Raw genomic sequence first — 24,947 nt, forward strand, 5'->3', positions numbered from 1 at the left:
GAACCGACTCCTTCTCATCTCGTTGCGCGGTGCTCCAGGGCATGTCCACCTGGGCGCTATCGAATCCGCGGCCGTTCGACGGCGTCTCCAAGCGTAACAGCGGGGTTCCTGCCGCCCTAATCGAGCCGCGGAGGGTGGGCCGCACGGCCTGCCGGAGCGCGTGACCGTTTCGTGACCGTCGCCGTGTTGGGTGGGCCGGGCCCGCGGGTACGACAGAGGATGCTCGGGGAAACCCTCTTGAAGGAGAAAAGCGACACCATGATCGTTCTCGGACTCATCCTGCTGCTCATTGGCATCTTCGCCAAGATCAGCATCCTGACCACGATCGGCATCATTCTTGTCGTCGTGGGCGCGGTGCTCTTCATCCTCGGCGCTTCGGGTCGCGCCATCGGTGGCCGGAAGCACTGGTACTGATCGGTCTCGCCACCAGCTGGAACCAGACGCCCCCGCGGACTTCCGCGGGGGCGTCCTGCGTCCCCGGCCGGCTCCGACGTGTGCGGGCGGCCCGGTCGTATGCCGTCCGCCCCGGCCGGCACCCCACGACCCCACGCGTCCGGCGGCGTTCAGGACGTCCGGCGGCGTTCAGGACGTCCGGCGGCGTTCAGGACGTCCGCAGCCGCTGGAGCGTGAGGTGGACCGCCCGCTCGGTGCTCGTGGCCGACCACGCACCCCCGTCGAGGGCCACCCAGACGAGCCGGTCCGGCCCCGCGACGAGCAGGGTGCGGACGGGATCGGCGCCGACGAGGCTCTCCTGGCTCGCGACGAAGCCGGAGACGCCGCCGAGCGTGCCGGGCCGGCCGCCGCCGCATCGGCGCATCGCGTCCTCGACGTGCGCTCGGGTCACGGCGAGGCGTGAGTCATCCTCGCGGAAGCGCAAGCTCACGTAGCCGACCGAGAGCGAGCCCGTGCCGGCGTCGGAGGATGCAGCCACCCGGGCACCGGCGAAACCCGACAGCACCCGCTCGGCACCGGTCCACCCGAGCAGCTCCTCGTTCGTCGAGCTCGACCACGCGAAGACGGGCAGGCCGCAGTCGGGCTCCGGCGCCGGCTCCGCGGGGCAGGGCACGCCGGGGCGGGCCCGCACCTCGGTCGCCCGTCCGCCCGTGGCGGAGGCACCAGGCCACAGGTCGGCGGGCCGTACCGGCAGACCGGCCCCGCGCTCGGTCCCGGCAGCGCAGGACGAGTCCTCCGGGACGGCGGTCATGTCGCCGCCGGGCGCCGGTGTCCCCACGGCGGGGTCGCCCAGCTGGACCCCCGGTGCGGTGCCGACCCACGGGCCGGTCGGGCTGCCTTGCGGCCGAGGCTGATCAGTCGTGCAGGCAGCCGTCCCGAGACAGAGCGCGAGGGCACCCCCGACGAACGGGAGTGCCCTCGCGAGCAGGCGGGACGGCATACGCCCCCTGTCCGAGCGATGCTCAGAAGTTGATCATGTGGCCGGCGATGCCGTGGACGGCCTCCTTGACGGCCTCGCCGAGCGTCGGGTGCGCGAAGACCGTGCGCGACACCTCGTCCGCGGTGAGGTCCCACGTCTGCGCGAGGTTGAGGACCGGGAGCAGCTCGGTGACGTCGGGGCCGATCATCGCGGCGCCGAGGATCTCGTTGTGCTCCGCGTCGGCGATGACCTTGACGAAGCCGACGGGCTCGCCGAGGCCCATCGCCTTGCCGTTGGCAGAGAAGGGGAACGTGGCCGTCTTGACGTCGTGGCCGGCCTCCTTGGCCTGTGCCTCCGAGAGACCCATCGAGCCGATCTGCGGCTGGCAGTAGGTCGCCCGCGGGATGAAGGCGAAGTCGATGGCCATCGTCTCGACGCCGGCGATCGTCTCGGCGGCGACGATGCCCATGGCCTCGGCCACGTGGGCGAGCATGAGCTTGGCCGTCACGTCACCGATCGCGTAGACGTTGGGGACGTTGGTGCGGCCGTACTCGTCGATGGCGATGGCGCCGCGCTCGGTGAGCTCGACGCCCGTCGCCTCGAGGCCGAAGCCCTCGGTGCGCGGCGCGAAGCCGATGGCCGACAGCAGGCGGTCGGCCTCGAGGACCTGCTGGTCGCCGCCGGCCGCCGGGCTGACCGTGACCTTGACGCCGGAGCCGGTGTCCTCGACGGACTCGACCTTGGTGCCCAGCATGACCTTCACGCCGAGCTTCTTGTAGTGCTTGAGCAGCTCCTTGGAGACGTCGGCGTCCTCGGTGGGGACCATGCGGTCGAGGAACTCGACGATCGTGACGTCGACGCCGAAGTTCTTCATGACGTAGGCGAACTCGACGCCGATGGCGCCGGACCCCGCGATGATGATCGAGCCGGGCAGCTCGGGGTCGAGGATCTGCTCCTCGTAGGTGACGACGTTCTTGCTCACCTCGACGCCGGGGATCATGCGGGTGACCGAGCCGGTCGCGAGGATGAGGTTGTCGAAGGTGATCGAGCGCTTCTCGCCGGAGTGGAGGGCGACGTCCATGGAGGACGCCGACGTCAGGGTGCCCCAGCCGTCGATCTCCTCGATCTTGTTCTTCTTCATGAGGAAGTGGACGCCCCGGACGATGCCCTCCGAGACCTTGCGGCTGCGGGCGTGCGTCGGGCCGAAGCTCATCGTGGCGTCGCCCTCGATGCCGTACTTCGCCTTCTCGTGGGTCAGCGTGTGCGCGAGCTCGGCGTTCTTGAGCAGGGCCTTGCTCGGGATGCAGCCGACGTTGAGGCAGACGCCGCCCCAGTACTGCTTCTCCACGACGGCGACCTTCTTGCCGAGCTGGGACGCGCGGATCGCCGCGACGTAGCCACCAGGACCGGCACCGAGCACAACGACATCGAAATCAGCCATGGCGACAGCCTATCCGTGAGCGGGATCGCTCCGAGACGGTGCCCGCCCGCACATCACGATCTGCGCAGAAGTGAACGTTTTGCTGTGTCGCAGACCACATCGCGGGTACTCGCAAGAGTAAGTTTCCGCCACGCACGGCCGAATCCGTCCGGCCCGACCAACGGAGGTCATCCGCGTGAGCACCACTCCGCATCGCCACGAGGCGCCACCGGCGAACAAGGGCCTGCTCGCCCTTGCCGGCGTGCTGCTCGCCATCCCCATCGTCGCCCTGATGCTCGTGGGCACCTACGCGAAGGACGAGCCGCGTCTCGCCGGCTTCCCGTTCTTCATCTGGTACCAGTTCCTCTGGGTGGTCATCTGCTCCGTGCTCACCTACACGGCCTACCGGATCGTGCTCAAGGCACGTCCGCACGTGCCGATGAACCCCGAGGGCGATGCCTTCGTCGATGACGACGCGTCCCGAAAGGACGGCCCCCGATGACCGCCGTCGCACCGGCCGCCGACACCGGCGGCGTCAACGGCGTCGCGCTCGCCGTCCTCATCTTCTTCTTCGTCGTCGTCGCGGGGGCCGGCTTCTGGGCCGCCCGCTGGCGCCGTCCGGAGAGCATGGAGAGCCTGGAGGAATGGGGCCTCGGCGGGCGCTCGTTCGGCACGTGGGTCACGTGGTTCCTGCTCGGCGGCGACCTCTACACGGCCTACACCTTCGTTGCGGTGCCCGCCGCGATGTGGGCCTTCGGGGCCGTCAACGGCTTCTTCGCCGTGCCCTACACGATCATCCTCTACCCCATCATCTTCATCTTCATGTCGCGCCTGTGGTCGGTCTCGCACCGTCACGGCTACGTGACGCCGGCTGACTTCGTCCACGGGCGGTCCGGCTCGCGGGGCCTGTCCCTGGCCGTCGCGGTCACGGGCTTCCTGGCGACGATGCCCTACATCGCGCTGCAGCTCGTCGGCATCCAAGCCGTACTCGAGGTCGCCGGCGTCGGCAGTGGCGGCAACTGGATCGCCAAGGACCTGCCGCTCTTCATCGCGTTCCTCGTCCTCGCGCTCTACACCTACACCTCTGGACTGCGGGCGCCGGCGCTCATCGCCTTCGTCAAGGACATCCTCATCTACATCGTCATCATCGTCGCCGTGATCTACCTGCCCTCGAAGGTGGGCGGCTGGGGTCACGTCTTCGACGCGGCCGAGCACAAGATGACGACGACGACCAACCCGGCGACGGGCAACCCCAACGTCTTCATCCCCGGGCCGAAGGCCTACTGGGCCTACGCGACCCTCGCCCTCGGCTCGGCGATGGCGCTGTTCATGTATCCCCACTCGGTCACGGCGACGCTGTCGGCCAAGGGCCGCAACACGATCCGCAAGAACGCCGCGATCCTCCCGGCCTACTCCTTCCTCCTCGGCCTGCTGGCCCTGCTGGGCTGGGTCGCGATCGCCGCCGGCACCAAGCCCGTCGGCCTCGACGGCAAGGTCAACGGCCAGCTCGTCATTCCGCAGCTCTTCGAGGACATGTTCCCGGCGTGGTTCGCCGGAGTCGCCTTCGCCGCCATCGCCATCGGTGCGCTCGTGCCGGCGGCGATCATGTCGATCGCGGCGGCCAACACCTTCACGCGCAACATCTACAAGGCGTGGCTCAAGCCCGACGCGACGGTGCAGCAGGAGGCCAAGGTCAGCAAGCTCACCTCGCTGGTCGTCAAGGCGTTCGCGCTGATCTTCGTGCTGACGCTCGACAAGAGCAACGCGATCAACTTCCAGCTCCTCGGCGGCATCTGGATCCTCCAGACGTTTCCGGCGCTGGTGTTCTACCTCTACACGCGGTGGTTCCACCGGTGGGCGCTGCTCGCCGGCTGGGCGGTCGGCATGGTCTACGGCACCCTCGCTGCCTACAACGTGACGAACAAGGCGACCGGGGCGCCCTTCGCGGGGTCCGTGGCCAACATGCCGGTGGTCGGCCAGCTCGGCTACATCGCGGTGACGGCCTTCGCGTTCAACGTCGTCGTGGCCGCGGTGCTGACCCTCGTCCTGCGCGCCATGAAGGCGCCCGAGGGCAAGGACGAGACGATCCCCGCCGACTACTTCGCCGACGCCGGTGACCCCAAGGTCGAGAAGATCGAGGTCGGTCCGCACGAGCTGACGCCGTCCGCCTGACGCGTCGGGGCACGTGTGCCGCAGGGCCGGGTCAGCCATGACCCGGCCCTGCGCGCATCTCCCACCGTCGGGTGAGCGCCCGGCCCCAGACGAGCGGGGCGGGGCGCTCACGCCAGTAGGACGGAGCGCTCGCTCGACGGGGTGTCGGTCAGGCGTCGCGGGGGCGCTCGGGCGGGAGCGCGGCGATGGCCTCGTCGACGTCGAGACCGGTGACCTGGAGCAGGTCGACGACGGTGGAGCGGACCTGGGCGAGCACCGTCTCCGTGGCAAGGCTCGGCGTGCGCGGCACCTCCCCCGTCGCCGCGGCCACCGCCAGCAGGGCAGACCGGCCGATCTCGGGTGAGGCGTTCTCGGACAGGGCCCGTCCGATGACGTCCGTCGCCGACGCGAGCTCGAGCAGCAGGGTCTCGTAGCCGGGCGGCAGCTGCTCCCCCCGCCCGACGGCGACCGTGACGCGGCGCACGAGCACGCGCGTGCTCCGCACCGCGCGGTCGAGCGGCTCGACGAGGTCGACCATCTTGCGCACGCCGGCCGCGTGGTGACGCTTGAAGGGCGACGAGCTGATGACCGACAGGCCCTCGTCGGCGGCCTGCCGCAGCTCGCGCAGCAGCGATTCGGTGCCTCGGGCCGAGGCCAGCACCTCGGCCGCCCCCTCGACGTCGCCGTCGTGCGCGCTCGCGGCCGCCCGCCGGAGCAGCTCACCGATCTTGCGGACGGCCTCGGCCGCCGCGACCCGGGGGCGCCGCAGCGGCGCCTGGGGCACGACCGTCGCCGCGACGAGGGCGATGCCGCCGCCGATGAGCGCGTCGGTCCACCGGCCGAAGGCCTGGCCCGGGCTCGCGACGAGGGCCGCGATGACGATGCCCTGGACGGCCGACTGGGTGACGATGACCGGGCCGCCGTCGAGCAGGGTGGCGATCGCCATCGACACGAGCACCACGGCGGCGATCTGCCACGGCCCGCTCCCGGCCACGTGCACGAAGACGTCGGCCGTGAAGACCCCGACGGCCACGCCGATCGCGACCTCGAAGACCCGGCGCAGCCGCTGACCGTAGGACATGCCGAGGCAGACGACGGCGACGATGGGCGCGAAGAAGGGGGACCTGTGGCCGAAGACGTCGGTCGCGAGCCACCACGCCACGCCCGCCGAGACGGCGCACTGGACGAGGAGGAAGACCCTGGAGCGCAGCCGCTCGAACCGGGTGCGGACGCTGAGCCGGCTCCGGTCCCAGGCCCGGTCGAGCGCCTCGACGACCGGGGCGTCGCTCCTCAGGTAGTCGTCCACGAACGCGCCTCTCGGTCGGTCCCTGCGGCGGGTGCCACCAGGAGGGGGCTAGAGCCCCAGGGCAAGGATCGCATCGAAGATGTGTCGCACGGCAGGGGCGGCCACCTTCGAGCCGGAGCCACCCTGGCCGACGACGACCACGACGGCATACTTCGGCTTCGTCGTCGGTCCGTAACCGGCGAACCAGGCGGTGGCCTGCTTGCCGAAGACCTCACACGTCCCCGTCTTGCCCGCGAGCGGGTAGCGGTCCTGCGGGAAGCCCGTGAAGGCCGTGCCCGCCGAGCCGCCCGGTCGGGTCACGTCGCCCAGGGCTGAGCGGACGTATGCCAGTACGTCGCGTCGCAGGGGCACCGTGGCCACGCGCTTCGGCGCGATCACCGTCGTCGCCCCGGCGGCCGTGCGGTAGCCGGCCGCCACCTGGGGCTGCCACAGGGTGCCACCGTTGGCGATCGCGGCGTAGACCCCCGCCATCTGGAGGATCGTCACGGCCGTGTCGCCTTGCCCGATGGAGAAGTTCACGGCGTCGCCGGCACGGTACTGGTAGCCGGCCGAGCAGTTCTCGGTGGCGAGCCGCTTGAGGTAGTCGGCACGCGCCCGGTCGGTGCGGGCGATCTCTGGATAGCCGGTGCTCGCCCGGCGGCACGTCTCGCTCTTCGTCGCGAGCCAGTACTGCTCCTTCCAGGCTCGGTCGGGGACCCGTCCAGCCGCCTCGCCCGGCACGTCCACGCCGGTGCGCCGCCCGAGTCCGAAGGCCTTCGCCATCGTGACGAACGGGTCGGCGGCGCTGACCGGCGCCGCGAGGCCGCCCTGCTCGAGCCACGCGGCATACGCGAGGCGGTAGAAGACGGTGTCGCACGAGACGACGAGGGCGCGGTGGAGGTCGATGGGGCCGTAGCCCCGCGACTCGAAGTTGTTGAAGAGCCGACCGCCGACGGAGACGTTGGGCGAGCAGTCGTACGTGCCGTCGAGCCGGGCCCCGGAGTTGACGGCGGCGGGCACCGAGATGACCTTGAAGGTCGACGCCGGTGGGAACGTTTCGGCGGTCAGCCGGGAGCGCAGTGGCGTGCCGGCCCGCTCGTCGGTGAGACGGGCGAGCTCGGTCGTGCTGATGCCGCCGGTGAAGACGGCAGGGTCGTAGGACGGGTAGCTGGCTGCCGCGACCACGGCACCGTTCGTCACGTCGAGCACGACCGCGGCCGCCGTGTCGGCGCGCAGCTGCTGCGCCCGGGCCGATGCGACCGCTCGCACGAGCGCGGTCTCGGTGCGGGCCTGCAGCCGGGCGTCGAGGTGGGTCACGACGTCGCGTCCGGCAACCGGGGCGGTCGAGCTGACGGTGTCGGTGACGATGCCACGGGGATCGATCGCGACGACGGTGCTCCCGTTCGTGCCGCGCAGCACCCCGTCGTACTGGGCCTCGAGTCCGGAGCGCCCGACGACGTCCTCGGCATCGATGCGTCCGCCGCTCCCGGCCACGTCATCGGCGCCGGCTCGGGCGACCCAGCCGAGCAGGTGGGTGGCGAGGGCTCCGTCGGGCCGGGGGTAGGCCCGCGCGGGCTCGGTCGTGACGCCGACGCCGGGGTACTTCTCGGGCTGCTCGAGCAGCGTGAGCGCCCGGCGCGCGTCGACGCTCGTCGCGACGGGGATCGGCACGTAGGGCGACCCGTTGAAGCACGCGGGTGCCGGCGGCGCCCCCGCAGTGCCGCACAGCATCGTCTTGCCCCACAGGCGCTCGAACGGCTGCCCCACGGCGGTCGCGAGACGGGTCACCAGGTCGCGGCCTCCGTCGTCCGCCCCGACGAGCACCGAGCGTTGCACCGTGACGACGGTGTCGAAGGTGTTGTCGACGAAGGGCATTCCGGTGCGGTCGAGGATCCGGCCGCGCAGGGCGTGCTCGGTGACGGTCCGCGTGTTGACCGTGACCGCAGCACGGGCGAGCTCTGGCCCGTCGACGAGCTGGAGCTGTCCCAGACGGCCGAGCAGCAGCCCGAAGAGCGTGACGAGCAGGACGAGAACGACACCAGCGACGCCGACCCGACGGCGCGGGCCGCGCCTCACCCGAGCCTCCGACGCACGAGGGCCCGGTCGAGGGCGAGGAGGGCCGGCAGCAGCAGACCGCCGACGAGCACCGTCACGAGCAGCCGCCACAGCCCGTCGGTCAGCTCCACGCTGCCCTCGGAGAGCACGGCCGAGCCGAGGCGTCCGACGAGGACGACCGCAGCAGCGGCGAGCAGCGCCGCGGGGGCACGCAGCGGCGAGCGCGAGGACGACCTGCGGAACAAACCCGCGACGAGCCCCGCGAGCATCATGACGAGCGGAGTCAGCCCGAGCGGGCTGCCGACGGGTGGCACGAGCTCGACGACCCACCCGGCCAGCAGCCCCACGAGGGCACCGTGCACCGGACCGCGGAGCACGGCGGTCGCCACGACCCCGACGAGGACGAGGTCGGGCACCCACCGGGGCTCTGCACCGAGTCGCGGTAGCAGCGTCGCGACGACGAGCGCCGCCACGAGGACGTATGCCGTCCGCAGCAGTCCCAGCAGCGACGGCCTCATCGTCGGGCGCCCGTCGGCGTGCGCGGGGTCGAGCGCGCGGCGGGGACGAGGACGGCGACGACGTCGATCGCGTCGGGGTCGACGCTCGGCCGGACCGTGGCACCCCGTGCCAGCTGGCCCCGATCGGGGTCGACGGCGGTCACGGTGCCGACGACGATCCCGGCGGCATACGGCGTCTCGTCAACGCTGCCGAGGGTGCGCACGACGTCCCCGACGACGGGCGTGGACGGCGCGATGCCCACGAGCCGCAGCGAGCCGCGGGGACGGGACTCCGAGTCCCCGGGCGCCGGCGGCGAGACCGTGCCGAGCGTGCCGGCGGGCCCGACGCGCACCGCCACGACCGACGCGGCGCTGCCGAGCACCTGCACGTCGCTCGTCCACGGCGACACGGACACGACGCGACCGACGAGACCGTCCGCGGCCACGACCGTCGAGTCCGTCCGGACGCCGTCCCGGGAGCCGACGTCGATCGTCACGCTCCGACCGCCGAGGGCGCTGACGTCGGTGGCGACGACGCGGGCCGGGAGGAGGGTGCGCCCCGTCGTGGCGCCCCCGCCCAGCAGCTCGTCGAGCCGTCCGAGCTCGTCGAGGCGGTGCTGCTGCTCGGCGGCCACGGCACGCAGGCGGACGTTCTCGCTCTCGAGGGCGGCGAGGTCGTCCCGCGGGGCCCCGGCGAGGGCACGTTGGACGGGTCCCAGCACGAGCCCGCCCGCCCGGCGCACCCCGTCGGCGACCGTCAGGTGGGCGAGGTCGGCGACGAGCAGGGCGACGGTGAGCGAGGCGAGGACGACGAGGAGACGGCGGCGGACGGTCGGCTGCATGCGACTAGAGGCGGTGGTCCCCGACGAGGACGCGTTCGAGACCGGCGAACTCGTCGACACAGCGGCCGGCGCCGCGGGCCACGGCTCGGAGCGGGTCGTCGGCGACCTGGACCGGCACGCCGAGCTCGTGGCGCATCCGCTCGTCGAGGCCGCGCAGCAGCGCGCCTCCGCCGGTCAGCGTGATGCCGCGCTCGAGGATGTCGCCGGCGAGCTCGGGTGGGCACACGTCGAGGGTCGCGCGGACGAGCTCGATGATCTGCAGGACCGGCGTCTCGATGGCCCGGCGCACCTCGACCGAGCTCACCTGCACCGTCTTGGGCAGGCCGGTCACGAGGTCGCGTCCGCGCAGGCGCGTCGTCAGCTCCTCCCGCAACGGGAAGACCGACCCGACGGCGACCTTGATGTCCTCCGCGCTGCGCTCACCCAGCAGGAGGGAGTACTCGCTCTTGACGTAGCCGATGAGAGCCTCGTCGATCTCGTCACCGGCGATCCGCAGCGAGTTCGACGTGACGATGCCGCCGAGGCTGATGACGGCGACGTCGGTCGTGCCCCCGCCGATGTCGACGACCATGCTCGCGGCCGTCTCGTAGACGGGCAGGCCGGCACCGATGGCGGCCGCCATCGGCTCCTCGATCATGTAGACGCGGCGAGCGCCGCACCGGGTTGCGGCGTCCTCGAGGGCCCGGCGCTCGACACCGGTCACGTCGCTCGGCACGCAGAGCACCATGCGGGGACGGACGAGTCGCGAGGTGCGCACCTGGTCGATGAACCATCGCAGCATGCGCTCGGTCTCGTCGGCGTCCGAGACGACGCCGTCCCGCAGCGGCCGGACCGCCCGGATGGTGCCCGGCGCGCGGCCGAGCATCTCCTTGGCCCGGGTGCCGGCGGCGACGAGCCGACCGGTGCCCACCTCCACCGCCACGACCGAGGGCTCCTCGACGACGACCCCGCGACCCCGGACGTGGATCAGGGTGTTGGCGGTGCCGAGGTCAATCGCGAGGTCACGCCCCAGGGGGCGCAGCCACGGTCGGGAGGTCATGCCGCGATTGTGCCCCGATCAGCCCTCGAGATCGGGGAACCAGATGCCGATCTCGCGTGTGGCGGACTCGTGGGAGTCGGATCCGTGCACGATGTTCTGCTGCACCTTGGTGCCCCAGTCGCGGCCGAGGTCACCGCGGATCGTGCCGGGTGCGGCCTCCGTCGGGTTGGTGGCGCCGGCGAGGTTGCGGAAGCCCTTGACGCAGTCCTGGCCCTCGACGACGGCCGCCGTGACGGCACCCGAGCTCATGAACTCGACGAGCGGCTCGTAGAAGGGCTTGCCCTCGTGCTCCGCGTAGTGCGCCGTGAGCTGCTCGCGGGTCGGCGTCAGCACGGAGAGGGCGACCAGTCGGTAGCCCTTCCCCTCGATGCGACGCAGCACCTCACCGGTGAGGCCGCGCTGGAAACCGTCGGGCTTGACGAGGACGAGGGAACGTTCGGTGGTCACCCGTCCACCCTATCGGCCGCCTCGCCGTCGGCCGCGGCCGCTTCACGACGGGCCATGACGGCGTCGACCTGGGTGCCCTTGACGAGACAGGTGACCCAGAGCGCGAGGAAGAAGAGTCCGACGATGAGCATCATCGGCACGACGATGGCGCTGAGCAGGGTCAGCGCCTGGACGACCCAGCCGAGCGTCACGCCCCACGGTCGCCGCATGAGCCCGGCGGCGACGATGCTCAGCGCGCCGAGCCCGAGGCCGACGACGAGGTAGGCCGTGCTCGGTCCGCTCCCCTCGTCGGTGGCCGCGATCGCCCGAGCCACGAGGGCACCGAGCAGGATGCAGATGGCCTGGCCGCCGAGCACCGTCGCGAGCATGCGGAAGGTGAACCTGCCGGTCCGGCCGTAGAAGATGATCGAACGCATCGGAGTGGGTCTCGCCTCGTGGGTCTCGTGGCCGGTGGGCTCAGTAGTTCTGGGTGGTGTCCCAGGTGCGGATGATGGCCTGGGCCTCGGCCCCGCTCGCCCCCGTCGCCTCGGCGTAGAGGCTCATCGCGTCCTCGCGGCGACCGGCGAGGATGAGCTCGCTGATGCGCGACCGGGCCTCGTCGGTGAGCCGGCCGTCGGTGTAGGAGGCCGCAGCGTCGCGCACGCCCGGTCCCTGGCCCGGGACGAACCAGCTGTCGACCGCCCGCTTGGCGTCGGCGAGCGGTGCCCCGGTCGCCTCGCGGTAGATCTTGATGGCGTTGATCTTGTGACCGGCGCTGATCTCGCGGCTCACCTTGGCGCGGACCGTGTCGGTCAGGCCGACGAGCTCCCGGTCGGGGTCCTTGCGTCCCATGATTCGTCCCCAGACGACGATCGCGAGGACGACGATGATGACGATGAGGACGAGCTTCACCAAGGGGTGCATGGGGCCAGCCTAGGTCGGGGTCGAGGGGCGGTCGGGTCAGAGGTCGGTGTGGCCGAGGAGCATCCGGACCTCGCCCGCGGTGATGACCGACCCGGTGGCGACGACACCCCCGCCCATGCCCTCGGACTCGGCGATCGTCACGGCCTGCTCGAGGGCGTCCGGCAGGTCGCGGACCACCGTGACCCGGGACTCGCCGAAGAGCTCCACGGCGAGCGCGCCGAGGGCCTCGGGCCGCATCGCGCGCGGTGAGGAGCTGCGGGTGACGACGATGTGGTCGAGTGCCGGCTCGAGCACCTCGAGCATCCCGGCGGCGTCCTTGTCGGCGACGATGCCGACGAGCCCGACGAGACGCGTGAAGGAGAACGCCTCCCCCAGTGCGGCCACGAGCGAGCGAGCACCGTGCGGGTTGTGGGCCGCGTCGACGAGGACGGTCGGCGACCGTCGGACGATCTCGAGGCGCCCCGGCGAGGTCATGCCCGCGACGGCCGCGGTCAGCACCTCGGGCTCGATGCGCTGCTCGCCGCCACCGAGGAAGGACTCGACCGCCGCGACGGCGGTGGCGAGGTTGCTCGCCTGGTGCGCGCCGTGGAGCGGGAGGAAGAGGTCGGCGTACTCCCCCGCGAGACCCCGGACGGACACCTGCTGGCCGCCGATCGCCACCTCGCGCGCCAGGACCCCGAAGTCGTTGCCCTCGAAGACGATCCGGGCTCCGCCCACCTCCTCGACACGGTCGATGAGGACGCGCGCGACGTCCTCGTCCTGCACGCCCGAGACGGTGACGGAGTCGGCCTTGATGATGCCGCTCTTCTCCTCGGCGATGGAGACGACGTCGTCACCGAGGAGGTGGGTGTGGTCGAGGTCGACCGGGGTCACGACGGCGACCTGGGCATCGATGACGTTGGTGGCGTCCCACGAGCCGCCGAGACCCACCTCGATGATCGCGACGTCGACGGGCGCGTCGGCGAACGCGGCGTAGGCGAGGGCGACGAGCACCTCGAAGAAGTTCATCCGGCGACCGCCCGACTCGAGCGACCGGGCATCGACGAGCTCGATGAGAGGCGTCACCTCGTCGTAGGCGGCGATGAACTTCTCACGCGGGATCGGCTTGCCCGACAGCGTGATCCGCTCACGGATGTCGTGCAGGTGGGGCGAGGTGAACCGGCCGGTGGACAGCCCGGTCTCGCGCAGGATCGAGTCGATCATCCGGCTCGTAGACGTCTTGCCGTTCGTGCCGGTGAGGTGGATCGATGGGTAGGTGCGCTGCGGGTCGCCGGCGAGCTCCATGACCGCGCGAATGCGCTCGAGCGACGGACCGACGTCGTTCTCGGGCGCCCGGGCGAGGATCTCCTCCTCGATCTCGCGCATCCGCTTCATCTCCTCGAGGTTGCGCGCGGCCTCGACGGCAGCGGCGTCGGGACGGCCGTTCACGCCGGCTCCCCCGCCTCTAGCTCGCGGACCATCCACACGCTCTCGGGCAGGCCCGATCCCGGGGCCTCGCGGTGCGTCTCGACGAAGCCGTGGCGCGCGTAGAAGCGCGCCGCCTGATGGTTGCCCTCGAGGTAGGACAGGGTGATGCGCGGGTGCTCGTTCTCGCGGGCCTGCTCGACGACGGCCTTCAAGAGGCGCGAGCCGATCCCGTGCCCGTGGTGGTCGGGCAGCACGTAGAGCTTCCACAGGACGCACGACTCGTCCCGGGGCCCGAAGGTCGCGACCCCGACGACCTCGTCACCCTCGACGGCCACGAGGGTGCGGCCCTTGCGGATGGAGTCCGTGACGACATCGCTCGTCCACCACTTCGCGAGTCCCATGGCGACGTACTCGGGTCCGGCGATCGGCTCGTAGGTCGCGAGCCAGGTGCGGTGCCCGACGGACAGGACGCCCGCCAGGTCGTCGCCGACGGCGCCGCGCACGACGACCCCGTCCGTCGACCGCGTGTCGCTGCGCGTCCCGGACTCGGTCGGGTCGGGGTCGGGGGTCGGGCTCACGTCGGCAGCCTCCAGCTCGTCCTCGCGGTTCGCGGCGATCATCGCTTGACCACGACGATCGTCGCCGGGTGGTTGTCGCCGACGACGACGGCGGTCGGCGTGCCCGGGAGTCCGTCGGGCACGGCGTGGTCGGGTCCGGCCGCGGCGAACTGCGTCGCGAGCGTCTCACCGACGATGAGGTCGCGGTGCGTCACCGTGGCCTCGAACACCTCGGCACCACCCTGGACGGTCAGGCTGATGCGGTCGCTGACGTGCAGGCCGGTGTCGCGCCTGGCCTGCTGGACCGCGCGGACGAGGTCTCGGGCCAGGCCTTCGGAGGCCAGTTCGGACGTCACGGTCGTGTCGAGCACGACGAAGCCACCCGAGGGCAGCATCGCCGTGGCTCCCGCGTCGGCGTCACCGGCGACGACGGTCTCGAGGGCGTACTCGCCCTCGGCGAGCGGGAGGCCGCCGGACGTCACCGCGCCGTCGGCGTCGACGGTCCAGTCACCCGACTTGCTGCCCGTGATGGCGCGCTGGACGTCCCTGCCCAGGCGAGGGCCGGCGGCGCGCGCGTTGACGGTCAGGCGCTGGCTCACGCCGAAGTCGGCCTCGCTCGCCGTCGCGACGTCGACGAGGGTCAGCGCCTTGACGTTGAGCTCGTCCTGGATGATCGCCCGGAACGGCTCGAGGCTCGCGGGCTCGGCCGCGACGACGGTCAGCTCGGCGAGCGGAAGGCGCGCGCGCAGGCCTCGGGCCTTGCGCAGGCTCGAGCCCGTCGAGCAGATCTCCCGTGCCCGGTCCATCGCCACCACGAGCTCGTGGTCGGCCGGCAGGTCATCGATGGTCGGGTAGTCGGCGAGGTGCACCGAGCGCTCGCCCGTCAGGCCGCGCCAGATCTCCTCGGTCACGAGCGGCAGCAGGGGCGCCGTGGCGCGCGTGACGGTCTCGAGCGCGGTCCACAGCGTGTCGAAAGCCGCGAGCGACTCGTCGGTCTCGCCGCCCCAGAAGCGGTCACGGGAGCGGCGGATGTACCAGTTGGTCAGCACGTCGAGGAAGCCGCGCATCGTGTCGCACGCCGCCGCGATCTCGTACGCGTCGAGCTGCTCGGTCATGGCGCCGACGAACTCACGCAGCTTGGCGAGCAGGTAGCGGTCGAGGACGTCGGACGAGCTCGTCGAGCGTTTGGCCTCGTAGCCCTCGCCGCCGCGCGCCGTGTTGGCGTAGAGCGAGAAGAACGACCACGCGTTCCACAGCGGGATCATCACCTGGCGCACGCCGTCCCGGATGCCCTGCTCGGTGACGACGAGGTTGCCGCCGCGCAGGATCGGGCTGCTCATGAGGAACCAGCGCATCGCGTCGGCCCCGTCGCGGTCGAAGACCTCGCGCACGTCGGGGTAGTTGCGCAGCGACTTGCTCATCTTCTGGCCGTCGGAGCCGAGCACGATGCCGTGGCTGACGCACGTCTTGAAGGCGGGTCGGTCGAAGAGCGCGGTCGCGAGGATGTGCAGGGTGTAGAACCAGCCGCGCGTCTGGCCGATGTACTCGACGATGAAGTCACCGGGGAAGTGGTGCTCGAACCAGTCGGCGTTCTCGAACGGGTAGTGCACCTGGGCGAAGCTCATCGAGCCGGAGTCGAACCAGACGTCGAGGACGTCCTCGACGCGGCGCATCGTCGACCGGCCCGACGGGTCGTCGGGGTTCGGACGCGTCAGGCTGTCGATGAAGGGGCGGTGCAGGTCGGTGACCTCGACGCCGAAGTCACGCTCGAGCTCCTCGAACGAGCCGTAGACGTCGATGCGCGGGAACTCGGGGTTGTCCGACTTCCACACCGGGATCGGGCTGCCCCAGAAGCGGTTGCGCGAGATGGACCAGTCGCGGGCGTTGGCGAGCCACTTGCCGAACTGGCCGTCCTTGATGTGGGAGGGCGTCCACTCGATCTCCTGGTTGAGCTCGAGCATCCGCTCCTTGATCTTCGTGACCTCGACGAACCACGACGAGACCGCCATGTAGATGAGGGGCTCGCGGCAGCGCCAGCAGTGCGGGTAGCTGTGGTCGTAGGTCTCGCGGCGCAGCAGCACCGTGCCGGCCGTCACCGAGCCGGTCTCCCCCTCGCCCCGGGTCGCCGCCTTGAGGTGGTCGATGATGTGGGCGTTGGCGTCGAAGACGTGCATGCCCTCGTAGTCGGTGACGGGCCAGAGGAACCGGCCGTCGGCGCCCACGGGGACGACGGGCTCGATGCCGGCCGCGTCGGTGACGATCTTGTCCTCCTCACCGAAGGCACCGGCGGTGTGGACGAGCCCGGTGCCGTCCTCCGTGGTGACGAAGTCCGCGGGGAAGACGTGGTGCGCGCGCTCGTGCCCCTGGTAGTAGGAGAACGGCGGCGTGAACGAGCGGCCGAGCAGGTCGCTGCCGGTGAGCCGCTCGACGACACGCTCGTCGAGCGTGGACAGGTCGACGTCGGCCCCGAAGAGGTCCTTGGCGTAGGCCGCGAGCCGGGCGGCGCCGATGACGTAGCGCTCGGTCGTGCCCGTGACGTCGGACTCGACGACGACGTAGTCGATGTCGGGGCCGACCATGATGCCGAGGTTGGCGGGCAGCGTCCACGGCGTCGTCGTCCACACGAGGGCGAGCTCGCCGGTCTCGAGGCGCAGGCCGATGGTGACGGCGGGGTCCTGGCGCATCTTGTAGACGTCGTCGTCCATGCGCAGCTCGTGGTTGGACAGCGGCGTCTGGTCGTTCCAGCAGTAGGGCAGGACGCGGAAGCCCTCGTAGACGAGGCCCTTGTCGTGCAGCTGCTTGAAGGCCCAGATGACCGACTCCATGTAGGAGGGCTCGAGCGTCTTGTAGTCGTGGTCGAAGTCGACCCAGCGCGCCTGGCGCGTCACGTAGTCGCGCCACTCGCCGGTGTACTTGAGCACCGAGCTGCGGCAGGCGTCGTTGAACGTGTCGATGCCGAGCTCGACGATGTCCTGCTTCGTCTTGAGTCCGAGCTGGCGCTGTGCCTCGAGCTCCGCGGGGAGGCCGTGGGTGTCCCAGCCGAAGCGGCGCTCGACGCGCTTGCCGCGCATCGTCTGGTAGCGCGGGACGATGTCCTTGACGTAGCCGGTGAGCAGGTGGCCGTAGTGCGGCAGGCCGTTGGCGAAGGGCGGTCCGTCGTAGAAGACGAACTCGTTGGAGCCGTCGGTGCCCGCGTCGCGGCCCTCGACCGAGGCGATGAACGTGCCGTCCTCGTCCCAGTACTTCAGGACCCGCTGCTCGATCTCGGGAAAGCGTGGGTTGGACGGGACTGCGCCCGTCGAGGACGGGTCGGCGTCGTTCGTGGTGACCTTGGGATAGGTCATGCTCGTGGTCTCCTGCGTTCGCGTCTGTTGGTCGCTCGTCTCTGCCACGAGGACGACGTCTCCTGCCGGAGGCTGCCGCGGTACCACCCCGCTTGCCGCACGCTCCCGCCCGCTCGGGCAGACCGCGTACGACCGCTCTTGTCGAAGGCTGTGACGGGCCCACCCGTCCGGTTCTAGTGAGGGTCACCCGCTGTGGAGGGTGGCCCCGTTCTTCCGGAGGCTCGCCGCTGATACACGGCTCCGACGCCTGTGCGGACCAGTCTAGCCTGTCGTCATGCCCAGCCTGCCCGACCAGATCGCCCCTCGTGAGGTCACCGACGCGGACGTGCGCCGGTCGTACGCGCTCGACGCGACCGTCGCCCTCGCTCCCCCGCCCGACGACTTCGCCGTCGTCCGGGCCCGCGACGTGAGCGACGTCGTGGCCGTGCTCGAGCACGCCCAGGCCACCGGCACCGCGGTCGTCCCGCAGGGTGCGCGCACGTCACGGTCCGGCGGCGCCGTCGCCACCGAGCACTCCATCGTGCTCAACGTCGAGGCGCTCGACACCATCCACGAGGTCAACGAGCTCGAGGGGTATGCCGTCGTCGGCCCCGGCGTCGTCAACGCGGACCTCAAACGTGCCGCGGCGTCGGCGGGCCTCTTCTACGGCCCGGACCCGGCGTCGTGGGAGACGTGCACCATCGGCGGCAACATCGCGACGAACGCCGGCGGCCTGTGCTGCGTCAAGTACGGCGTCACGTCCGACTGGGTCAAGGCCCTGCAGGTCGTGCTCCCGGGCGGCGAGGTCATGCGCACGGGTCACCGCACCGCCAAGGGCGTCGCCGGCTACGACCTGACCGGCCTCTTCGTCGGGTCCGAGGGCACGCTCGGCGTCGTCACCGAGGCCGTCGTGCGGCTCGACCCGGCGCCCGACCCGGCCCTGACGGCGCTGGCCGTCTTCGACTCGCTCGACGCCGCCGTCGCCGGCATCGTCGCGCTGCGCCGCGACCCGCACCGCCCGTGCCTCCTCGAGATCATCGACCGCACGAGCGTCCGGGCCATCCAGGCGTTCGGGGACTTCGGCTTCCCCGACGACTGCGCCGCCGTGCTGCTCGTCCAGTCGGACCGCCCGGGCCACGTCGCCGAGGACGTCGCGAGGTATGCCGCCCTGCTGGAGTCCGCGGGCGCGACCGACGTCGCGGTCGCCGACGACGCGCAGGAGTCGGAGGCGCTGCTCGCGGGGCGCCGCGTCATGAGCACCGCGTTCGAGGCGATGGGCGGCCGCCTCGCCGAGGACATGTGCGTGCCGATCGGCCGGCTCGCCGAGTTCGTCCGTGGCATCGAGACCATCTCCGAGCGCCGGTCGGTGCTCATCCCGGTGAGCGGCCACGGCGGCGACGGCAACCTGCACCCCTCGATCGTCTTCGCCCACGACGACCCCGACAGTCTGGCGCGCGCGTGGGAGGCCTTCGACGACCTCATCCGGCTCGGGCTCTCGCTCGACGGCACCATCACCGGTGAGCACGGCATCGGCTCGGTCAAGGTGCCGTGGCTCGGCCTCGAGCTCGGGGACGCGGAGCTCGACCGGCAGCGCCGCCTCAAGGCCGTCTTCGACCCGCTCGGGATCATGAACCCCGGCAAGGTCTTCGCGGCTCCCGGCGCCTGAGCGCGCGTCGCGGGATTCGTGGAGGCCTGCTGGCACCGAGTGCCGGTGGACCTCCACGACCGTGCGGCCCGGCCGCCATCCACAGACGACCGGGTTAGCGTGCCTGATGGCCGCCTCGACCCCTCGCCGGCGCCGGTCAGCCGTCGCGCCGGCCATCGTCGCCCTCCTCACGGCTGCGACCGCGTGCACCGGCGGAGTGCAGGGTCCCAGGTCCGAGAGCGGCTCCGACTCGTCCGCGCCCACCTCCTCGCCGCGCTCGGCGTCCCCGCCGCCCACCGCACAGATCCCTCCGCCGACCTCCCCCTCCGCCTCACCGTCGCCCTCGCGGGTGATCCTGCCCGGTGCGGACCCCTTCGACGTCGACACGGTGCTGGGCGGCATACGTGCTCTGACGGCGATCGGTCCGCGTGACGCGGCGAGCCCGGCGGGCGACCGGGCTGCCGCGTACGTCGCCGCGCGGCTGCGTGCGGCCGGCTATCGCGTCACCCTCCAGCCCGTCGCCGTGGCCGCCGGTGTGTCCTGGGGCGTGCGGGTCCCCGCCGGCACGACGGTGGACGTCGTCGCCGAGCCGCCCGGCTTCGACCCGACGAAGCCGCACGTCGTCGTGGGCGCGCACCTCGACACGGTGCCGCAGTCGCCCGGGGCCGAGGACAACGCGTCCGGGCTCATGGTCATGGCCGAGGTGGCCCGGATGACGCGCCAGCAGCCCGGTGCGCTCCCCGTGCGGTTCGTCGCATTCGGCGCCGAGGAGGCGCGCGGCGGCAACGGGACGCTGTATGCGTTCGGCTCGCGACACTTCGTCGCCGGGCTGGGCGCGTCCGAACGTCGTGCGGTCCGCGGGATGGTCGCCCTCGACCGGGTGGGCGTGCGAGCCCCTGCGGTGCCGGTGTGCCACGTCGCAGGCGCCGACACGTCACTCGCGGACGCGATCCGTCGCGCGGCGGTCCGCGTCGCTGCGACCAGGGCGTGCGTCAACAGGGCCAGCGACCACGTGTCCTTCGAGAGGGTCGGCATCCCCGCCGTCCGGATCGGCGGTGTGCCGTATGCGGCGTACCACTCGGCCGCCGACGTGCCCTCCGTGGTGGACCGGGGGCAGCTCGCCCGCTCGGGGGCCGTCCTCTGGGCGTGGATCCGGTCACTCCGGTGACGCCCGACGCGCCGCGGATGGACCCCGCCCGGGCTCGGCGCACGCGTTTGGCAGGATGACGTCATGACCGAAGTGGACACGACGGGTGCGTGGCTGAGCCGCGAGGACCTCGACAACGCCCGTGACCGACTGCCGATCCTCTACGTCCACGCGATCCCGGTCCGCGTCGACGACCGCGGCGTCGTCACCCACGTCGGGCTGCTGCTCCGCGCCGACAGCGACGGCGGCATCGGCCAGGAGGTGGTCGGCGGCCGTGTGCTCTACCACGAGCGCATCCGCGACGCCCTGACCCGGCACGTCGAGAGCGACCTCGGTCCGATGGCGCTCCCCCGCATCCCACTGTCGCCGCAGCCGTTCACGGTCGCCGAGTTCTTCCCGACGCCCGGCGTCACGCCCTTCCACGACCCGCGGCAGCACGCCGTCTCCCTCGCGTTCGTCGTCGCCGTCATGGGTGACTGCCGCCCGCAGCAGGACGCCCTCGACCTCTCCTGGGTCACACCGGAGGAGGCCGCGTCGCTCGCCGTGCGCGGTGAGATGCCCGGCTCGCACGGCGTCCTCGTCCGGCAGGCTCTGGCGCACGTGGGTTTCCCGGTCTGAAGGCCTGCATTTCGCTGGATGGACGACCGGGCCGTGTGCTCCGGGCGGCAGGGGCCCGAGCAGCCGTATGCCGCTCCGCCGACCTCCCCCGGCCACGTGGCATACGGCCCCTCAGGGACCATCCCGTGACCAGCTGGGGCGGTCAGTGCTGGTGCTCGAGGAGGTCCTCACGGCCGGAGCCGAGGACCGTGAGCGGCAGCAGGGTCTTGCCGGTGGGCCCGATCTCGATCTCGGTGCCCATCTGCGGGCAGACGCCACAGTCGAAGCACGGGGTCCAGCGGCAGTCGTCGACCTCGGTCTCGTCGAGCGCGTCCTGCCAGTCCTCCCAGAGCCAGTCCTTGTCGAGACCGGAGTCGAGGTGGTCCCAGGGCAGCACCTCGGACTCGCCGCGCTCGCGCGTGGTGTACCAGGCGAGGTCGACGGGCACGTCCGCGAAGGCCTCGTCGGCGCTGCGCATCCAGCGTTCGTAGGAGAAGTGCTCGCTCCACCCGTCGAAGCGGCCGCCGTCGCGCCACACCGCCTCGATGACCTTGCCGACGCGGCGGTCGCCACGGGAGAGCAGCCCCTCGACGATGCCTGGCTGGCCGTCGTGGTAGCGGAAGCCGATGGACGACCCGTAGCGCTTGTCGGCGCGGATCGCATCGCGGAGCTTGGCGAGGCGCGAGTCGGTCTCCTCGACGCCGAGCTGTGAGGCCCACTGGAACGGCGTGTGCGGCTTGGGCACGAAGCCGCCGATCGAGACGGTGCAGCGGATGTCGCGGCGACCCGAGACCTGCCGGCCGGTCTCGATGACCTTCTTGGCGAGCTCGGCGATCTGGAGCACGTCCTCGTCGGTCTCGGTGGGCAGCCCGCACATGAAGTAGAGCTTGACCTGCCGCCAGCCGGCGCCGTAGGCCGCGGCGACGGTGTTGATGAGGTCCTCCTCGGACACCATCTTGTTGATGACCTTGCGGATGCGCTCGGACCCGCCCTCGGGAGCGAACGTCAGGCCCGACCGGCGACCGTTGCGGGTCAGCTCGTTGGCGAGGTCGATGTTGAAGGCGTCGACGCGGGTCGACGGGAGCGACAGGCCGGTCTGGGTGCCCTCGTAACGGTCGGCGAGCCCCTTGGTGAGGTCGGCGATCTCTGAGTGGTCGGCCGAGCTCAGCGAGAGCAGACCCACCTCCTCGAATCCCGTTGCGGCCAGCCCACGCTCGACCATCTCGCCGATGCCCGTGATCGACCGCTCCCGCACCGGGCGCGTGATCATGCCGGCCTGGCAGAAGCGGCAGCCGCGCGTGCAGCCGCGGAAGATCTCGACGGACATGCGCTCGTGCACCGACTCGGCGAGCGGCACGAGAGGCTGCTTGGGGTACGGCCACGCGTCGAGGTCCATGACGGTGTGCTTGGAGACGCGCCACGGCACCCCGGTGGCGTCAGCCGTCGGTGCCACTCGCTGGATCCGCCCGTCGGGCAGGTAGGAGACGTCGTAGAAGGCGGGGACGTAGACACCGCCGGTGCGGGCGAGGCGCAGCAGCAGCTCGCGGCGACCGCCGGGACGACCTTCGGCCTTCCACTCCCCGACGATGTCGGTGACGGTGAGGACGGCCTGCTCGCCGTCGCCGACGATCGCGGCATCGATGAACGAGGCGATCGGCTCGGGGTTGAAGGCCGCGTGACCGCCCGCGATGACGATCGGGTCGTCGACGTCGCGGTCGACCGCGTGCAGCGGGATGCCGGCGAGGTCGAGCGCCGTCAGCATGTTCGTGTAGCCGAGCTCCGTCGAGAAGCTGAGGCCGAAGAGGTCGAAGTCACGCACCGAACGGTGCCCGTCGACGGTGAACTGCGGCAGGCCCGCCTCCCGCAGCTGCGTCTCCATGTCGGGCCACACGGCATACGTGCGCTCGGCGAGAGCGTCGGCGCGCTCGTTGAGGACCTCGTAGAGGATCATGACGCCTTGGTTGGGGACGCCGACCTCGTACGCGTCGGGGTACATCAGCGCCCACCGCGTGGTCAGATCCTCGCCGTCGGGGGCGTGACCGCCGACGTGCCAGTCCTTGACCGTGGAGTTGAGCTCGCCGCCGACGTACTGGATGGGCTTGTTGACCCGCTCCAGCAGGGGCTCGAGGGCGTTGAACAGGGACTCTCCGGGCATCCCGCCATGGTACGTGGGTCGGCCGCTGCACCGAAAACACGACGAACCCGCCCACCCTCGACCAAGGCCGGGCACGCCCTCGTCTCGACGAACGGCGACGTCTTCCACCACCTCGATGACGCGACCGTGGCCCGGGTCGCACTCGCCGCCCCCGCCGGATCGACCCTGTGGCGTCCCGCCCCGCGTCAGGAGCCGTCGTACATCGCATCCAGCTCGGCGCGGTGCTTCTCGGTGACGGCCTTGCGGCGCAGCTTCATGCTCGGGGTGAGATCGCCCTCCTCGACGGTGAGGTCCTTGTCGAGGATGGTGAACTTCTTGATCGTCTCCCAGCGGTTGAGGCCGTCGTTGAGCTGGTCGACGTAGCGCTGGACGAGGGCGTCCGCCTGCGGCGAGGCCACCACCTCGGCGTACGTCTTGCCGTCGAGCCCGACGGTCGGGGCCCATCCGGCCACCGCGTCGGGGTCGAGCGTCACGAGCGCCGTCGCGTAGTTGTGGCCCGCACCGTGCACGAGGAACTGGCTGACGAACGGGCACAGGCCCTTGAAGCGCGCCTCGATCTCGGCCGGGGCGATGTACTTGCCGCCCGACGTCTTGAAGACGTCCTTCTTGCGGTCGGTGACGTAGAGGAAGCCGCGCTCGTCGATACGCCCGATGTCGCCGGTGTGGAACCAGCCGTCCTCGGTCAGCACCTCGGCAGTCGCCTCGGGGTTGTTGTGGTAGCCGCGCATGACGCCGGGGCCCTTGACGAGGATCTCTCCGTCCTCGTCCGCGATGCGGACCTCGGTGCCGGGCAGCGGCCAGCCCACCGAGCCGTACTGGTACGACCCGTGCTCGGGGGCGTTGACCGTCGTGCCCGATGACGTCTCGGTCAGGCCGTAGCCCTCCTGGACGAGCAGGCCGACCGACCCGAACCAGCGCGCGACGTCCGCGTTGAGCGGCGCGGACCCACTGATCATGAAACGGACCCGGCCGCCGAAACGCTCCTGGACCTTGTGCAGCACGAGCTTCGTCGCGAGCGCGTGACGGCGCTGGAGGCCCGACGAGGGCTGCTCGCCGCTGGCCTGCACGTCGCGCATCTCGCCGCCCACCTTGAGCGCCCAGTCGATGAGCTTCTTCTTGACGCCCTTCTCGCCGGCGAACATCAGGGCGATGCGTCCGTGCGCCTTCTCGAAGATGCGCGGCGGGCCGGCCATGAAGGTCGGCTTGATGACGGCCATGTTCTCGACGATCCTGTCGACCCGGCCGTCGACGGCGGTCGGGAAGCCGATCTGGAGCCCGGTCGCGACGAGCATCTTGCCGAACACGTGCGACAGCGGCAGCCAGAGGAACTGGAGGTCGTCCTTGGTGAAGGTGCCGATGGCATCGATGACGGCGCCCTCGTAGACGACGCTGTCCTGGACGAGGCGCACACCCTTGGGCCGTCCGGTCGTACCGGACGTGTAGATGACGACGGCGAGGGACTCGGGACCGAGCTGGTCGATGCGCGAGTCGACGAGGTCGGGCGTCGCGGCGAGCCACTCGCGGCCGCGCTCGGCCAGCTCGTCGGTGGTGATGACCCAGCCGTCGTCGCTGCCCGGCCCGGTCAGGGCGATGACCTGCCGGACGCCGGGCACCTCCGAGCGCACGTGCTGGAGCTTGGCGACCTGCTCCGCGTCCTCGGCGAAGACGATGCCGCTGCCGGAGTCGGTGAGGATGTAGGCCACGTCCTCCGCGATCGTCGTCGGGTAGACGGTCGTCGTCGCACCTCCGGCGCAGATCACGGCGAGGTCGGCGAGGATCCACTCGACGCGGGTCGTCGACGCGATGGCGACACGGTCCTCCAGCGACACCCCGAGGCTGACGAGCCCGGCAGCCCACTGCTCCACGACCTCGTGCGTCTGCCGCCACGTCAGGTAGGTGAGCTCGCTCGACCCCTCCGCGAAGTAGAGGTAGGCGGGCGCGTCGGGCGTCGCCCGGACGCGGCTGCGGAACAGCGCACCCACGCTGGGAGCGCGTCCGTCGAGGATGTTCTGGTCGACGTCCCGGTCGGCGAGGGCCTGGAGGGGCATGTGGACTCCTTCGTCACTGCGGTTGCGCGTCATCGGCGTCTGCGGGCGACCGCCATG

General features: G+C 71.4%; 21 protein-coding genes. 6 read left to right on the forward strand and 15 right to left on the reverse strand.

Annotation, left to right across the window (positions count from 1 at the left end):
- The first annotated feature begins 258 nt into the window (after window positions 1–258).
- Complete coding sequence (locus tag NR112_RS02335; RefSeq protein WP_196805932.1) at window positions 259–414, forward strand: DUF6131 family protein; 156 nt, start codon at window positions 259–261, stop codon at window positions 412–414.
- Between the two features lie 187 nt (window positions 415–601).
- Here NR112_RS02335 and NR112_RS02340 read toward each other — a convergent pair whose 3' ends face one another.
- Both NR112_RS02340 and lpdA read right to left on the reverse strand, forming a co-directional pair.
- The gene (locus NR112_RS02340) at window positions 602–1,393 is read right to left on the reverse strand and encodes a hypothetical protein (protein WP_256792368.1); all 792 of its coding nucleotides are present in this window, start codon (window positions 1,391–1,393) and stop codon (window positions 602–604) included.
- 22 nt (window positions 1,394–1,415) lie between these two features.
- Window positions 1,416–2,813, reverse strand: a complete 1,398-nt coding sequence (gene lpdA / locus NR112_RS02345) for a dihydrolipoyl dehydrogenase (RefSeq protein ID WP_256792369.1) — start codon at window positions 2,811–2,813, stop codon at window positions 1,416–1,418.
- A gap of 175 nt (window positions 2,814–2,988) precedes the next feature.
- On the opposite strand from lpdA, the gene NR112_RS02350 reads away from it, so the two are divergent.
- Both NR112_RS02350 and mctP read left to right on the forward strand, forming a co-directional pair.
- Entirely contained in the window at window positions 2,989–3,294 is a 306-nt protein-coding gene (locus tag NR112_RS02350; protein ID WP_256792370.1) for a DUF3311 domain-containing protein, read from the forward strand.
- Window positions 3,291–4,964, forward strand: coding sequence for a monocarboxylate uptake permease MctP (gene mctP, locus NR112_RS02355; RefSeq protein WP_256792371.1), 1,674 nt, complete (start codon window positions 3,291–3,293; stop codon window positions 4,962–4,964). Before NR112_RS02350 ends, mctP begins: the two co-directional genes overlap by 4 nt.
- A gap of 148 nt (window positions 4,965–5,112) precedes the next feature.
- Here mctP and NR112_RS02360 read toward each other — a convergent pair whose 3' ends face one another.
- From NR112_RS02360 to ileS, 11 genes are read right to left on the reverse strand one after another with little or no spacing between them, the layout of a single operon-like run.
- Window positions 5,113–6,249, reverse strand: coding sequence for an aromatic acid exporter family protein (locus NR112_RS02360; protein ID WP_256792372.1), 1,137 nt, complete (start codon window positions 6,247–6,249; stop codon window positions 5,113–5,115).
- 48 nt (window positions 6,250–6,297) lie between these two features.
- Window positions 6,298–8,304, reverse strand: a complete 2,007-nt coding sequence (locus NR112_RS02365) for a penicillin-binding protein 2 (RefSeq protein ID WP_256792373.1) — start codon at window positions 8,302–8,304, stop codon at window positions 6,298–6,300.
- On the reverse strand, window positions 8,301–8,801 hold the full coding sequence (locus NR112_RS02370; RefSeq protein ID WP_256792374.1) for a rod shape-determining protein MreD: 501 nt from the start codon (window positions 8,799–8,801) through the stop codon (window positions 8,301–8,303). The genes NR112_RS02365 and NR112_RS02370 overlap by 4 nt, the downstream gene beginning before the upstream one ends.
- Window positions 8,798–9,622: a rod shape-determining protein MreC gene (gene mreC, locus NR112_RS02375; RefSeq protein WP_256792375.1), complete on the reverse strand. Its 825-nt coding sequence runs from the start codon at window positions 9,620–9,622 to the stop codon at window positions 8,798–8,800. The genes NR112_RS02370 and mreC overlap by 4 nt, the downstream gene beginning before the upstream one ends.
- Window positions 9,623–9,626: 4 nt before the next feature.
- On the reverse strand, window positions 9,627–10,661 hold the full coding sequence (locus tag NR112_RS02380) for a rod shape-determining protein (protein ID WP_256792376.1): 1,035 nt from the start codon (window positions 10,659–10,661) through the stop codon (window positions 9,627–9,629).
- 18 nt (window positions 10,662–10,679) lie between these two features.
- A complete protein-coding gene (ndk, locus tag NR112_RS02385; RefSeq protein ID WP_256792377.1) occupies window positions 10,680–11,108 on the reverse strand; it encodes a nucleoside-diphosphate kinase in 429 nt (142 codons plus the stop codon).
- Window positions 11,105–11,524, reverse strand: a complete 420-nt coding sequence (locus NR112_RS02390; protein ID WP_256792378.1) for a DUF4233 domain-containing protein — start codon at window positions 11,522–11,524, stop codon at window positions 11,105–11,107. Before NR112_RS02390 ends, ndk begins: the two co-directional genes overlap by 4 nt.
- A gap of 40 nt (window positions 11,525–11,564) precedes the next feature.
- On the reverse strand, window positions 11,565–12,011 hold the full coding sequence (locus tag NR112_RS02395; RefSeq protein ID WP_256792379.1) for a ribosomal protein L7/L12: 447 nt from the start codon (window positions 12,009–12,011) through the stop codon (window positions 11,565–11,567).
- A 36-nt stretch (window positions 12,012–12,047) separates the two neighbouring features.
- On the reverse strand, window positions 12,048–13,439 hold the full coding sequence (locus tag NR112_RS02400; protein ID WP_256792380.1) for a folylpolyglutamate synthase/dihydrofolate synthase family protein: 1,392 nt from the start codon (window positions 13,437–13,439) through the stop codon (window positions 12,048–12,050).
- Window positions 13,436–14,038 (reverse strand): GNAT family N-acetyltransferase, encoded by a 603-nt coding sequence (locus tag NR112_RS02405; protein ID WP_256792381.1) that lies wholly within the window; start codon window positions 14,036–14,038, stop codon window positions 13,436–13,438. The genes NR112_RS02400 and NR112_RS02405 overlap by 4 nt, the downstream gene beginning before the upstream one ends.
- Window positions 14,035–17,319 (reverse strand): isoleucine--tRNA ligase, encoded by a 3,285-nt coding sequence (gene ileS / locus NR112_RS02410; protein ID WP_256792382.1) that lies wholly within the window; start codon window positions 17,317–17,319, stop codon window positions 14,035–14,037. The genes NR112_RS02405 and ileS overlap by 4 nt, the downstream gene beginning before the upstream one ends.
- Before the next feature lie 274 nt (window positions 17,320–17,593).
- Here ileS and NR112_RS02415 point away from each other — a divergent pair, with 274 nt between their 5' ends.
- The 3 genes from NR112_RS02415 to NR112_RS02425 all read left to right on the forward strand — a co-directional run bounded on the left by NR112_RS02415 (window position 17,594) and on the right by NR112_RS02425 (window position 20,708).
- Complete coding sequence (locus NR112_RS02415; protein ID WP_256792383.1) at window positions 17,594–18,964, forward strand: FAD-binding oxidoreductase; 1,371 nt, start codon at window positions 17,594–17,596, stop codon at window positions 18,962–18,964.
- Between the two features lie 106 nt (window positions 18,965–19,070).
- Window positions 19,071–20,111 carry a M28 family metallopeptidase gene (locus NR112_RS02420; RefSeq protein ID WP_256792384.1) on the forward strand — a complete coding sequence of 347 codons (1,041 nt, stop codon included), beginning with the start codon at window positions 19,071–19,073 and terminating at the stop codon, window positions 20,109–20,111.
- Window positions 20,112–20,174: 63 nt separating this feature from the next.
- On the forward strand, window positions 20,175–20,708 hold the full coding sequence (locus NR112_RS02425; protein ID WP_028785370.1) for an NUDIX hydrolase family protein: 534 nt from the start codon (window positions 20,175–20,177) through the stop codon (window positions 20,706–20,708).
- A 142-nt stretch (window positions 20,709–20,850) separates the two neighbouring features.
- Here the strand turns inward: NR112_RS02425 and NR112_RS02430 are convergent, their stop codons facing one another.
- Window positions 20,851–22,842, reverse strand: coding sequence for a TIGR03960 family B12-binding radical SAM protein (locus tag NR112_RS02430; protein ID WP_256792385.1), 1,992 nt, complete (start codon window positions 22,840–22,842; stop codon window positions 20,851–20,853).
- Between the two features lie 185 nt (window positions 22,843–23,027).
- On the reverse strand, window positions 23,028–24,890 hold the full coding sequence (locus NR112_RS02435; protein WP_256792386.1) for a long-chain fatty acid--CoA ligase: 1,863 nt from the start codon (window positions 24,888–24,890) through the stop codon (window positions 23,028–23,030).
- Window positions 24,891–24,947 lie beyond the last annotated feature (57 nt).

The sequence above is a fragment of the Terrabacter sp. Ter38 genome, assembly GCF_024519435.1.
GTDB lineage: Bacteria > Actinomycetota > Actinomycetes > Actinomycetales > Dermatophilaceae > Terrabacter.